This window comes from Streptomyces crystallinus, from assembly GCF_039521265.1.
In the GTDB taxonomy this organism is placed as follows: Bacteria; Actinomycetota; Actinomycetes; order Streptomycetales; family Streptomycetaceae; genus Streptomyces; species Streptomyces crystallinus.
The window spans coordinates 56,021-67,831 of sequence record NZ_BAAACA010000018.1 but is presented as its reverse complement, the minus strand read 5'-3'; the positions used below and the strand labels follow the sequence as shown (position 1 = coordinate 67,831).

Sequence of the window (11,811 nt, the reverse complement as noted above, 5' to 3'; positions counted from 1 at the left end):
GTAGCACGAGCCCTGTCAGGGGCGCGGGGAACTGCGCGACCAGCCACGGACAACCCGCAGTCGCCGCGAACGGGGTCCGGGGGCGTAGCTCCCGGGAAGCCACCTCCGCCCCACCCACCCCCGGAGGGTCTAGGGAAGGGGCGGGGAGGGGCTCACCGCCTCCGGGGACGCGAGTGCGTCCCCCACCCCCGTCCGCGCGTACAGCACCACCCTCCCCGCCCGAGCCCGGCTCACCAGCCCCGTCCGGTGCAGCACCGACAGGTGGTGGGAGACCGCGCTCGGCGTGACGGACAGGCGGCGGGCCAGTTCCGTCGTGGACGCCGGGCCGTCCAGGGCCAGGAGGAGGGCCGCCTTGGGCGCTCCCACCAGGGACGCGAGGGCGCCGGGCGGCCGCGGCGGACGCGCCTCCCACAGCGTCCCCACCCCCCGCGCCGGGTACGCGATCGTCGGCGGCTCATCGGGTCCCACCGGACTGATCGTGTGCTGCGCGAACAGCGTCGGCACCAGCCAGAACCCCCGCCCGTCCACCGCCGCCCCCAACTCCAGGTCCCGGTGGACGAACAGCGTCAGCTCCCCGCCCTGCCACACCGCCGTCGGATCCAGCGAGGTGAGCACCGCCGCCGCCCCCTCGTGGGCCAGCAGCCGCGCCCGCCACACCATGTCCGCCTCCAGGACGGCCCGCATCCGCGGCCAGTGCGGCGCTATCGCCAGCTCCCAGTACGCCTCCAGCACGTCCGCCATCGCGTCTCGCAAGCGGACGGGAGAGGAGGCCAGTTCGGACAGGCGCGGCGGCAGGGCGCGGTCCGCGTACGCCGTCTTCACGTCCAGGAGCGCCTTCGCCGGCTCCGTCTCCCGCACCCGCCGCAGCTCGTCCCGTACCTCCGGCAGCGGCGAGTCGGGGCGCGGGGTGAGGAAGTCCGGGATCCAGCCGCTGCCGCGTACCGTCAGCTCGTCGAGGAGGGCGGTGTCCAGGTCGGTGGCCTCGGCCAGCGCCGCCCGTGTGCGGCGCACCCACGGCAGGTGCAGTGCGTACTTGTCGGCGCGCCGCAGCGCCCACAGGCTGGTCGCGGTCTCCAGGAGCGGCGAGCAGGCGAAGCGCATGTCGGCGAGGTCGTCGACGCCTAGGCGGTAGCTGAGCATTGAGCCCCAGCCTAAATGTCTGTCGCCGGGCGGCGGAAGGCCGTTGGCTGGGGGCATGTCCTCCACCTCCTCCGGGGTGGCAGCCCTGCTGCCACCCCGCGGCCCGCTGCGCGCGTACGCCCTCACCACCCTCGTCGACTGGATCGGCAACGGCCTCTTCCACACCGGCGCCGCCCTCTTCTTCACCCGGGTCGTCGGGCTCGGCGCCACCCAGGTCGGGCTCGGTCTGACGATCGCCGCCCTGCTCGGCCCCGCCGTCGCCGTCCCGGCCGGGCGGCTCGGGGACCGGTTCGGCCACCGCCGGGTCTATCTGGCCACCGTGCTCGTCCGGGCGGTCGCCTTCGCCGGGTATCTGCTCGTCGACGGCTTCGCCGCCTTCCTCGCCGTCGTCTGCGCCATCGCGCTGGCCGAGAGCGCCTCGCGGCCGGTCCGCGGCGCCTATCTGGCCCGGGTCGCGGACGCCTCGGCGCTGGTCGCGGCCAGCGCGTACACCCGGGTGATGCTCAACATCGGCTTCTCGCTGGGCAGTCTGGGCGCGGGCGCGGCCCTGGCCGCCGACTCCCCTAGCGCCTATACGGCCCTCGTCCTGGGCAACTGCTGTTCGTACGTGATCGTGGCCGCCATCGTCGCCCGGATGCCGGATGACCGGCCCCGGCCCGCGCCGGAGGCCGCCGAGCGGCCCGCGCACCGCCTGGGGGCGCTGCGCGACCGCCGCTTCCTCGCGCTGGCCGCGCTCTCCGGGCTGCTCTACATCAACGCCGACGTCCTCAACCTCGGTCTGCCGCTGTGGATCTCCTCCCGTACGCACGCGCCCACCTGGTCGGTCGCGGTGCTGATGCTGCTCAACACCGCGCTGGCGATCCTGCTCCAGGTGCGGGCCGCGCGCGGCAGCGACACCGTCGCCGGGGCCGCGGTCGCGGGCCGGCGCGCCGGGTGGGCGCTGCTCGCCGCCTGCGCGGCGACCGCCACCACGGCCGCGCTCCCGCCGGTGGCCGCCGTGCTGGTGCTCGCGGCCGGCGTCGCCCTGCTGACGGCGGGGGAGCTGCTCTCCTCGGCGAGCGGCTGGGGCATCTCGTACGGCCTCGCCGACCCGCACCGCCAGGGCGAGTTCCTGGGCGCCTGGAGCCTGGGCTCCGACCTGGCGAGGGCGGGCGGCCCGCTGCTGGTCGCGGCGCTGGTCACGCACGGCGGCGTCGGCGGCTGGCTGCTCCTGGGCACCCTGTTCCTGGCGGCGGGCACGCTCACCGGACCGCTGGCGGCGCGCGCGGAGCGGGCGGCCCTCGGCGAGGGCCGGGCAACGGCCCCCGTGGCCGGGTGACAGAGCCTCCCCGAAATACGGATGACTGTCCGATTAGGCCGGGTTAGTGTCGAGGAATGGATCAGTTGCGCTACTGCGATGTTCCCGAATCCCATGTCGACCGCGCGCTCGACCTGGGCTACCTCGTCTTCCACGAACGGCCCGAGAGCGAGGAGACCCGCAAGTACCACCGCGAGGCGCTCCTCGACTGCGACCGCGTCGGCGCCTACGACGGTGACACCCTCGTCGGTTTCGCCGCCGCCTTCCGCTTCACGATCTCCGTCCCCGGCGGCGAACTCCCCTGCCCGGGGCTGACGTTCGTCGCGGTGGCACCCACCCACCGCCGCCGGGGCGTGCTCACCGCGATGATCGGCGAGCTCTTCCGCCGCAGCGCCGCCCAGGGCCGCGCGGTTGCCGCGCTGTGGGCCTCCGAGGCGGCCATCTACGGCCGCTTCGGCTTCGGTTCGGCCACCCACGGCGCCACCGTGGAGATCGACTCCAGCCGTCCGCTCGCCCTGCGCATCGCCCCCGACGAACGCCCGCTGCGCCTGGTCGACCCCCTGGACGCGCCCGCGCTCCTCGGCCCGTACTACGACGCCACCCGCGCCCACCGGCCGGGCCGGATCGCCCGCGACGAGGTCCGCTGGCGCAAGGAGTGGCTGGCGGACAAGGACGAGGACGACGAGGAGCTGAGCCCGCCGAGGGTCGTCGTGCTCGGCGCGCCGGACGAGCCGCTCGGCGGGTACGCGGTGTACCGCACCAAGGGCGGCGACGACGACGCCGGTACGCCGGGTCTGGTGCGCGTCGACGAGCTGGAGGCCGACACCCCGGCCGGTGCCGCCGCGCTCTGGCGCTATCTGGCCGCGATCGACCTCACCGGCCGGGTGCGGTACTGGGGCGGCGCCCCGGACGACCCGCTGCACCACTTCGCCGCCGACCGCGACCAGGTCCGCGTCACCCGGACCGAACCGGCGCTGTGGCTGCGCCTGCTGGACGTGCGCGCCGCGCTCACCGCGCGCTCCTGGGCGGCCCCGCTGGACCTCGTCGTCGAGGTGCGCGACGAGCGTGTACCGGCCAACGCGGGCCGCTTCCGGCTGAAGGTGGCCCCGGACGCGTCCACCGCCTCGTACGAACCGGCCGACGGCCGCCCCGATTTGTCCCTGGACGTGCGCGAGCTCGGCGCCTGCTACCTCGGCGGCACCGACCCGCGCCATCTGGTGGCGGCGGGCCTGGTCACCGAGCACACACCGGGCGCGGCGGCGGCCCTGGGCGCGGCCCTGCGCACCGGCCGACTCCCGCACACCGTCGACGAGTTCTGACCTCCCGGCCCCCGCCTACTGGTTCTCGGGCGGGGTGTCGGACGTCGGTGAATACGGCTTGATGTCGAGCACCGGAGTGCCGTTGACGAGGTCCACTCCGTCGAAGTGGAGGACGTTGCCCTTCACCTCGCGGACCCGGACCAGACTCAGGCCGATGCGGTTGTGCCGGTTGGGCGTACGGGTGGCGTAGACGCCGGTCGTGCGCCCGCTCCCCTCCCAGCCGCGCGGCACCACCTGGAGCGGCGCGGTCTCCTCGTCGGTCTGGTCGTGCAGCCAGGTCAGCAGCCATACGTACCAGCCCTCGGCGATGCCGTCGAGGCCGCCCGCGTACGGCTCGAAGACCACGACCTGGCCCTGGTCCCCATAGGCCAGGGTCGCCTGCGGCGGCGCCTGTTGGGGCCGGGCGTACTCCGTCACGACATAGCCGATCGGCGACAGCGGCACGACCGCGTCGGCGCCGAGCTGGGCGGGCGGGTGGGACACCACGAGTCTCCTCACTTCTCCGGAACCACGACAACCAAGCAGAACGACAGCACAGGCAGAACGACACTCGGCGCGCGACCGGCGCGCGGTGCCTGAAACGCGCCGGTCGTGCGCGAAGTCAAGGGACAGATGCCTGACAATCAATAACGCTGACAATATAGTGGGCAGCCGGGAGGCACGGCCCGAGTCGACGGGCCGGTCCGAGGAGGCAGCCCCGTGAGACTGAGTCCGCCGTTACCCGAACCGCCGGGCATAGCCGCCGCCGTGCTCTGGCTCCCGTCCCGCCGCCTGGACGCCGCCGACGCGGTCGCGGCCGGACGGCTCGACCAGGAGACCGCCGACCGCCTCGGCTACCGGGCGCTGAGCGAGAGCCCCGACCGCGCGGCCCCCGAGATGGCCGTGCTCGCCGCCCAGAAGGCGCTCGCCGACGCCGGCTGGTCCGGCGACGACCTCGGCCTGGTCGTGCACTCCTGGATCTACCACCAGGGCCATGACTTCTGGTCCGCGCCGCACTACGTGGCCCACGGCATCGGCGCCCGCCACGCGACCCCGCTCGGAGTGCAGCAGACCTCCAACGGCGGCGTGGCCGCCCTGGAGACGGCCGCCGCCCGCCTCGCCCTCGACCCCTCGGTCAACCGGTGCCTGGTGACCACCGCCGACCGGTTCGTGGAGCCCGGCTTCGACCGCTGGTCCGGCGACATCGACGTGGCGTACGGGGACGCGGCCACCGCGCTGCTCCTGGACCGCGACGGCGGCCCCTACCGGCTGCTCGCCATCGCCTCGGTGAGCGTTCCCGAGTACGAGGTGCTCTACCGGGGCGAGGACGCCTTCAGCCCGGCGCCGCGCAGCACCTACGCGACGATCAGCGCCCGGCGCACCAAACTCTTCTTCCGGGCCGGCGGCGGCTGGCCCAGATTCGTCGCCGTACTGCGCCGCTCGGTGCAGCGCGTGGTGCTCGACGCCATCGCGGACGCCGGGCTCACCCCGGCCGACCCCCGGCTGCGCTACCTCGTGCTGCCGCGGCTGAGCACCGGCGCGCTCACCCAGTTCTACGGGCCGTCCGTGCACGAGCTGGCGCTGCCCCACACCGAACTCCTCGACCTCGGCCGCGACACCGGCCACCTCGGCGCCGGGGACCCGGTGGCCAACCTCTCCACCCTCCAGGCCGACGACCGGCTCGCGCCCGGCGAGGTGGCGCTGTTCCTGAGCGCCGGCAACGGCTTCACCTGGTCCTGCGTCGCCATATCCCACGAATAGCCCCGGGCGGCGGTCACACCTTCCGGGCGCGGAACGTCTTTTCCGTACGGCATGGCGTACGGCTCTTTCGTACAGCTTCCACAGTGAGAGGTGCAGTCGAGTGACGATGCGAAACGAGGCCCTGGTCATCGGCGCCGGTGTGGCGGGACTGACCACGGCGGTGTGTCTGGCCGAGCGCGGCTTCACGGTCCGGGTGGTCGCCGAACGGGCGCCCGGGCGGACCACCTCGGCGGTGGCCGGGGCGATCGTCGGCGGCCCGGCGATCGCCGACGAGACCGAGGCGGAGGCCAAGTTCGCGCCGACCGCCATCACCCGGCCCTGGCACCAGGCGAGCCTGGCCGAGTTCACCGCCCTGGCCAAGCAGCCCGACACCGGCGTCCGTCTGACCCGCGGCCGCCTGGTCAACCGGCAGGCCGCCGGCGGCCACGAGTGGGCCGCCCATCTGCCCGGCTACACGCCGTGCGGCGAGGAGGAGAGCGGCGGGTTCCCGGTGGCGTTCCGGGTCGACCTGCCGACCGTGGACATGCCCGTCTACCTGGACTATCTCGCCGCCCGGGTCACCGCGGCCGGGGGCAGTGTGGAGAGCGGCAGGGTGGACTCGCTGGAGGCGGCGGCCGCCGAGGCGCCGCTCGTCGTCAACTGCACGGGGGTGGGGGCGCGCGCCCTGGCCGGCGACCCGAAGGTGTTCGCGGTCCGGGGCCAGCACGTGATCGTGGAGAACCCGGGCATCGAGGAGTTCTTCTTCGAGCAGAACCCCGGCCCCCACTCCACGAGTTACTTCCCGCACGGGCGCCGTCTGGTGTGCGGCGGCACCGCCGAGCGCGAGGTGTGGAGCATGGAGCCCGACCAGGCCCAGGCCGAGGAGATCCTGGCGCGCTGCATCGCCGTGGAGCCCCGTATCGCCGGGGCGCAGATCACCGGTGTCGAGGTCGGCCTGCGGGCGTCGCGGCCGCAGACCCGCCTGGAGGTGGAGCCGGTCGGCTCCGCCCGGGTGATCCACAACTACGGTCACGGAGGCATCGCGGTCGGCCTCTCCTGGGGCTGCGCCCAGGACGTCCTGCGGCTGGCGCTCGGGGGCGCCACCGCCGAAGTCGTGTCATGACGGCGCCCACGGTGGACGGCCCGGGCCCGCAGACCCTCTCGGCCGGCGCCACCGTTCTGCTCAAGCGACTCGACGCGCTCCTGGAGGGCTGGGGGACCGGCGGCGGCGCGACACCCATGATCATGCCGCCGCTGCTCCCGGTCGCCGACCTCTCCCGGCTCGACGTGTACGACAACTTCCCGCACCAGGCGCTCGTGGTGAGCGCACTCGACCTGACGCATCATCAACCAGGCGTACCGTACGAGCGGTTCGAGCCGAAAGCCCTCGAACCGGCGCTCTTCGGGCTGCCCTCGGCCGCCTGCTTCGCCGTCTACCTCCACCACGAGGGCCGCGCCCTGCCCGACGGCACGACGGTGACCGTGCTCGGGCGCTGCTTCCGCCGCGAGGAGCACTACGACGGGCTGCGCCGCCTCCTCGGCTTCCATATGCGCGAGATCGTGGCGCTCGGCTCCCACGAGTTCACCCAGGAGCATCTGCGCCGGTTCGAGGAGCGCGTCACCGCCCTCGCCGAGGCGCTCGGCCTCGCCGTGCGCAAGGAGGCCGCGACCGACCCCTTCTACGACCGGGGCGGCCAGCGGGCGCTGCTCCAGCGGCTCTCGCCGGTCAAGCACGAGTTCCTCGTCGACGACCTCGCGATCGCCTCGCTCAACGTCCACCGCAACTTCTTCGGCGAGCGGTGCGGCATCACCCTGGACACCACCGGGCAGGCCGTCCACACCAGCTGCGCGGCCTTCGGCCTGGAGCGCTGGCTGTCGGTGCTGTACACCCGGTACGGCGGCTGGGAGGCGGCGACGCGGGCCCTGGAGAAGGCAGCCGGTGAGCTCGGCGGGGCCGAGCGGTGAGCGCGGCGGCCGCGGGACTTGCGGAGGTGGTGGCCTGGATCGGCCGGCGCCACCCGGAGGGGGCCGGCGTCGGCCCGGAGGACGACCTGATCGAGAGCAGGCTCATCGACTCGCTGGGCTTCCTGGAGTTCATCGTGCTGATCGAGCGGCTCAGCGGACGGCCGGTCGACGTCGAACACCTCGACCTCGACGACTTCCGCTCGCTGAGCCGGATCGGGCGGGCGTTCTTCAGTGGGCCGGACCTCAGTGCACCGGACCTCAGTGCGCCGGACCCTCGGCCGTCGGGTCGTAGCTCGGCGGGCTGATCAGCGGATACACCTCGAAGTCCAGGTGGAGTCCGGCGGGGCTGCGGTAGAGCAGCTGCATCAGCTGCTCGTGCGACTCGACGTCGTAGATGTTGAGCCCCGCCGAGGCGCCGACCAGGATCCAGCGGTCCCTGATCAGCCCCTTCTCCTGAAGCTCCTGGGTGTACCGGAAGCCCTCGGCCAGCTTCGCCTGGAACTCCTCGATGCTGATGCCGACCGGGGCCCGCTTGGCTATCACCGCGAACAGCGCCATGGATGACTCTCCTTCAGTTGAGTGAATTCGGGGCTTCCTGGTCCACGGGCGGCCCGGCCGGCATCCGCTGGGCCCGGTCGGAGCGGGCGAAGCGGGCCCGCGCCAGGGTGCCGACGACCGACACCGGTACGGTCGCTGCGGCCGCGATGCCGAACAGCAGCCCGAAGTCGCCGCGCCCCGCGAGCGGGCCCACCGCGGCGGTGCTGAGGGCGGCTCCGGTGAAGACCGAGCAGGCGATGAGCGCGGTGGCACTGCCGCGCACCTCGGGGGCGGCGGCCTCCAGGATCCACGCCTGGAGCGCGGACTGGCCCACCGCGAGGGCGAGTCCGGCCAGTGCGCCGGCGACGAGGATGCCCGCCACCGACTGGGTGAGGGCGGCCGTGAGATAGCCGACGAAGAGCAGCCCGGTGCCCCAGCCGAACATGCCCGCGCCGGTCGCCCGGGCGTCGAGGGCCCGGACCACCATGCTGCCGCCGATGGCCGCCACCCCGTACGCGCTGGTCACCAGGCCGGACATGAGGACGCTGCTGCCGTGCTTCTGGAGGGCCGCGTTGAAGAAGTTGAACAGGCCCATCATCGCCGCGCCCTCGACGAAGGTGAACGGGATGAAGAAGCGGAACCAGCCGTCCCCGAGCACCTGCGCGAACCGCTGCCGCACGGTCGGCCCCTCGGCGGCCCTGGCCAGGGGCGCCTCCGGAAGCCGGGCGAAGACCACGGCGAGCAGCGGCGCCGCGACGGCCGGGATGAGCAGTGGCGCGCGCCAGTCGAGCAGTTCGGTCAGCCCGCCCGCGACGACGGTCGCCGAGGCGGCGCCGACCGCGCTGGAGGACATCACCGCCGCCATGGTGCGCTGGCGGCGCTCCATCGGGATGTGGTCGCCCACGTACGCGACGGTCACCGGGATGAGCGCGGCGGCGAAGCCGCCCGCGATCGCGCGCCCGGCGATCAGCAGTGCCGCGTTGGGCGCCAGCGCCGCCGCCAGGTCCGCGAGGCCGAGTCCGAACAGCGCGGTCCGCAGCACCCGTACGCGTCCGACGCGGTCGGAGAGGGCGCCGTGCACCGGCTGCATGAGGCCGACCATCGCCAGATAGCCGGTGAGGGCGAGCGTGGTGGTGCCCAGGCTGACGTCGAAGTCCTTGGAGACGGGGACCAGGAGGGGGTTAATGACGACCAGGTCGAAGTCGAGCAGGAAGAACCCGGCGCACAGGACCGCCACCACCGCGCGGTCGCTGAGCCGGCCGCCGGTCGGCAGCGCTCTCATCACGCCACCGCCCGGACCGCGACGCACGACCAGCTGAACCCGCCGCCCAGGCTGAGCAGCAGCGCCACCTCGCCCGCCGCGAGCCGCTTCTCGGCGTGCAGGGTGGCCAAGTTGGCGGCGGAGTCCCCGGCGCCCAGGTGCCCGGTCCCGCCGCCCAGGTTGAGGGCCTCGGCGTGGCGCAGCCCGAGCCGCTCGACGGCCGGGTGGAAGAACTCCTCCAGCGGCCCGGCGCCGAGCCGGGGGAGCGCGAGGAAGCGCACCCGGGGATCGTCGGGGGCGAGCCCCGCCTCGGTGAGCGCGGTGGTCACCACCTCGACCACGGCCTCGATGAGCGCCGCGTCGAAGGCGGGCTCGGCGCCGGAGGCGACGAAGGCCCGTTTGGTGCGGCGCACGTCGACCTGCGGCAGGGTGCGCGGCATCGAGCTGAACTCGTCGTCGCCGCGGTGCATCGTCTCGTACTCCGAACGGGCCGCGGTGGCCACCGAGAGCAGCTCGTACGGGCCCTGGGCACGGTCCAGGAGCAGGGCCGTCCCGGCGTCGCCGTAGACCAGTTCGTAGTCGCCGAGCCAGCGGTCGAAGGCGGGCGGCAGGAAGCGGTCGGCGGTGGTGACCGCGGCGCGTGCCACGCCCGGGTCCGCGATCATGCGGGCGGCGGCGACTTCGAGTGCGGCGGCTCCGCCGTTGCACATCTGCTGGACGCCCACGGCGGTGGCGGTCGAGGCGCCGATGTGGTGGGCGACGTAGTTGGCGGGCGACCAGAAGTCATGGCCCTGGTGGTAGGTCCAGGCGTGCGCCACCATGCCCAGCCCGGCGCCGTCCCACCCGGCGGCGGCCAGCGCCTCGGTGGCGGCGAGGACCGCCATCTCCGGGGCCGCGCGGTCGGTGCTGACGGTCACTTCGCGGTAGCCGAGGCGGGCCGCCGTCTCCTCGTCGACCCGGCCGGCCGCCAGCGCGGCCTCGGTGGTCTCGCGCCGGTCCGGGAGCCACAGCGTCGCGGCCGCGATCCGCAGCGGGGTGGTCAGGGGCGGGGACAGACGCACCGGGGCCTCCCGGAATGGGCCTTGGAGACATTGTCAGTGTTGCGGATTATCAGCGAGAGTCTTCTCCACCCGGGGATACCGCGTCAAGGGCCGAAAGGGGCAAGTCGCGCGCCCGCGAAGGCCCTCGCGCGCCCGGTTGACGGGGGCCGTGTGCACAGCGCGAGCGGCCTCCCCGGCCGGGCAGCCGTGGGCGGTCGGTTCTGTGGCCCTCTGCACCTTATGCCCGAAGTCCTCGTCCGCGGCCGATTGTGCGCGGTCCCGGCGGGCCGCGCCGCCCGCCCCCGTACCCCGGCCCGTCCGAACCCTGCCGGGATCCACCGGCCTCCCGGGCCCGTCACCCGCACGATGTCCGGGGCCGGGCGTGCAAGTGTGCAACTACGGAGGAGCAGCGTCCGCAGGAGGTCGTGTGTTAAACAGGTCACAACTCTGCCTCGACTGGCGCGAGTTGACCGGAACAGCACGCATTTACCCGTCCGCTGACCCAGCGGAGTGTCGCTTACACAGAGGTGATGCATGGACGACCTGGCCGGCACCACGAGCACCGACTTCTCCCTGAGCGCGCGGGAGATCGAGCAGTTCCACCGGGACGGATACATCGGCCCGTTCGACATGTACGAGCCCGACGAGATGGAGCGCAACCTCCGCGCCCTGCGCCCCAAGCTGCTCAACACCAAGCGGGCGATCTACGGGCAGGAGAAGGCGGTCTCCGGCGTCACCAACCTCGCCAACTACGACCGCCACCTCGATGTCGACTTCCTCGCCGAACACATCACCCGCCCCGAGATCGTCCACCGGGTCGCCAGTCTGCTCGGCCCCGACGTGCTCTGCTGGCGCACCGAGTTCTTCCCCAAGTACCCCGGCGACGAGGGCACCGACTGGCACCAGGCCGACAACTTCTCCAACGTGGCCGGATCCAAGCACCCCCAGATCGTCTGGCCCGAGGACTCCGAGTTCGGCGGCACCATCACCGTCTGGTCGGCGTTCACCGACGCCAGCGTGGAGATGGGCTGCCTCCAGTTCATCCCCGGCTCGCACCGGACCATGAACTACGACGAGTCCAAGGTCATGACGTACGACGCGGACTCCATCGGCAAGGTGGAGAAGGGCGGTGTACGGCGCGGCTTCTTCGGCTACGACTACCGCCAGCTCCAGAAGGACCCCGACTGGACCCCGGACGAGTCCCAGGCCAGGTCGATGGTGCTCAAGCAGGGCCAGTTCATCGTCTTCTGGTCGACCCTGATGCACGCCTCGCACCCGCACGCGGGACTCACCGACAACATGCGCCTGGGCTACGCGGCCCGCTATCTGCCGACCCAGGTGCAGGTCTACCCGTTCTCGGACGCCCTCCAGGAGTTCGGCGGGGAGGCCAGCCTCGACAAGTTCGGCTGTGTGCTGGTCTCCGGCGAGGACACCTACCACCACAACCGCTTCGTCGAGCAGACCGTCAACGGCACGCCCTTCCGGCCGGCCCGCTGAGGCCGCCCGGCCGCTCCTGCTCCGACGTCGCCACAT

General features: G+C 73.3%; 12 protein-coding genes. 7 read left to right on the top strand and 5 right to left on the bottom strand.

What is annotated here, in order from left to right; translation table 11 throughout:
• Positions 1–129: 129 nt before the first annotated feature.
• Positions 130–1,140, bottom strand: a complete 1,011-nt coding sequence (locus ABD236_RS17350) for an ArsR/SmtB family transcription factor (RefSeq protein ID WP_344074635.1) — start codon at positions 1,138–1,140, stop codon at positions 130–132.
• Positions 1,141–1,195: 55 nt separating this feature from the next.
• Between ABD236_RS17350 and ABD236_RS17345 the strand changes: the two genes are divergently transcribed.
• Together ABD236_RS17345 and ABD236_RS17340 are read left to right on the top strand one after the other, a co-directional pair.
• Entirely contained in the window at positions 1,196–2,458 is a 1,263-nt protein-coding gene (locus ABD236_RS17345) for an MFS transporter (RefSeq protein WP_344074634.1), read from the top strand.
• Between the two features lie 56 nt (positions 2,459–2,514).
• On the top strand, positions 2,515–3,756 hold the full coding sequence (locus ABD236_RS17340) for a GNAT family N-acetyltransferase (RefSeq protein ID WP_344074633.1): 1,242 nt from the start codon (positions 2,515–2,517) through the stop codon (positions 3,754–3,756).
• Between the two features lie 15 nt (positions 3,757–3,771).
• Here ABD236_RS17340 and tsaA read toward each other — a convergent pair whose 3' ends face one another.
• Positions 3,772–4,239, bottom strand: coding sequence for a tRNA (N6-threonylcarbamoyladenosine(37)-N6)-methyltransferase TrmO (gene tsaA, locus ABD236_RS17335; protein WP_344074632.1), 468 nt, complete (start codon positions 4,237–4,239; stop codon positions 3,772–3,774).
• A gap of 216 nt (positions 4,240–4,455) precedes the next feature.
• On the opposite strand from tsaA, the gene ABD236_RS17330 reads away from it, so the two are divergent.
• The 4 genes from ABD236_RS17330 to ABD236_RS17315 all read left to right on the top strand — a co-directional run bounded on the left by ABD236_RS17330 (position 4,456) and on the right by ABD236_RS17315 (position 7,745).
• Entirely contained in the window at positions 4,456–5,496 is a 1,041-nt protein-coding gene (locus ABD236_RS17330; RefSeq protein ID WP_344074631.1) for a 3-oxoacyl-[acyl-carrier-protein] synthase III C-terminal domain-containing protein, read from the top strand.
• Positions 5,497–5,602: 106 nt separating this feature from the next.
• Positions 5,603–6,598, top strand: coding sequence for an FAD-dependent oxidoreductase (locus tag ABD236_RS17325; protein WP_344074640.1), 996 nt, complete (start codon positions 5,603–5,605; stop codon positions 6,596–6,598).
• A complete protein-coding gene (locus tag ABD236_RS17320) occupies positions 6,595–7,440 on the top strand; it encodes a class-II aminoacyl-tRNA synthetase family protein (RefSeq protein WP_344074630.1) in 846 nt (281 codons plus the stop codon). The genes ABD236_RS17325 and ABD236_RS17320 overlap by 4 nt, the downstream gene beginning before the upstream one ends.
• Positions 7,437–7,745: an acyl carrier protein gene (locus tag ABD236_RS17315; protein WP_344074628.1), complete on the top strand. Its 309-nt coding sequence runs from the start codon at positions 7,437–7,439 to the stop codon at positions 7,743–7,745. The genes ABD236_RS17320 and ABD236_RS17315 overlap by 4 nt, the downstream gene beginning before the upstream one ends.
• Here ABD236_RS17315 and ABD236_RS17310 read toward each other — a convergent pair.
• The 3 genes from ABD236_RS17310 to ABD236_RS17300 are packed head-to-tail and all read right to left on the bottom strand — an operon-like array spanning position 7,699 to position 10,299.
• On the bottom strand, positions 7,699–7,998 hold the full coding sequence (locus tag ABD236_RS17310) for a muconolactone Delta-isomerase family protein (protein WP_344074626.1): 300 nt from the start codon (positions 7,996–7,998) through the stop codon (positions 7,699–7,701). The genes ABD236_RS17315 and ABD236_RS17310 overlap by 47 nt on opposite strands.
• A 13-nt stretch (positions 7,999–8,011) precedes the next feature.
• Positions 8,012–9,259, bottom strand: a complete 1,248-nt coding sequence (locus ABD236_RS17305) for an MFS transporter (RefSeq protein ID WP_344074625.1) — start codon at positions 9,257–9,259, stop codon at positions 8,012–8,014.
• Positions 9,259–10,299, bottom strand: coding sequence for a 3-oxoacyl-[acyl-carrier-protein] synthase III C-terminal domain-containing protein (locus tag ABD236_RS17300; protein WP_344074624.1), 1,041 nt, complete (start codon positions 10,297–10,299; stop codon positions 9,259–9,261). Before ABD236_RS17300 ends, ABD236_RS17305 begins: the two co-directional genes overlap by 1 nt.
• 513 nt (positions 10,300–10,812) lie before the next feature.
• Between ABD236_RS17300 and ABD236_RS17295 the strand changes: the two genes are divergently transcribed.
• Positions 10,813–11,775, top strand: coding sequence for a chlorinating enzyme (locus ABD236_RS17295; RefSeq protein ID WP_344074623.1), 963 nt, complete (start codon positions 10,813–10,815; stop codon positions 11,773–11,775).
• Positions 11,776–11,811 lie beyond the last annotated feature (36 nt).

Bases quoted from the DNA above. Each gene is read 5' to 3' on its own strand.
- ABD236_RS17350 (WP_344074635.1), bottom strand. From the start codon at position 1,140: ATGCTCAGCTACCGCCTAGGCGTCGACGACCTCGCCGACATGCGCTTC.
- ABD236_RS17345 (WP_344074634.1), top strand. From the start codon at position 1,196: ATGTCCTCCACCTCCTCCGGGGTGGCAGCCCTGCTGCCACCCCGCGGC.
- ABD236_RS17340 (WP_344074633.1), top strand. From the start codon at position 2,515: ATGGATCAGTTGCGCTACTGCGATGTTCCCGAATCCCATGTCGACCGC.
- ABD236_RS17325 (WP_344074640.1), top strand. From the start codon at position 5,603: ATGCGAAACGAGGCCCTGGTCATCGGCGCCGGTGTGGCGGGACTGACC.
- ABD236_RS17320 (WP_344074630.1), top strand. From the start codon at position 6,595: ATGACGGCGCCCACGGTGGACGGCCCGGGCCCGCAGACCCTCTCGGCC.
- ABD236_RS17310 (WP_344074626.1), bottom strand. From the start codon at position 7,998: ATGGCGCTGTTCGCGGTGATAGCCAAGCGGGCCCCGGTCGGCATCAGC.
- ABD236_RS17305 (WP_344074625.1), bottom strand. From the start codon at position 9,259: ATGAGAGCGCTGCCGACCGGCGGCCGGCTCAGCGACCGCGCGGTGGTG.
- ABD236_RS17295 (WP_344074623.1), top strand. From the start codon at position 10,813: ATGGACGACCTGGCCGGCACCACGAGCACCGACTTCTCCCTGAGCGCG.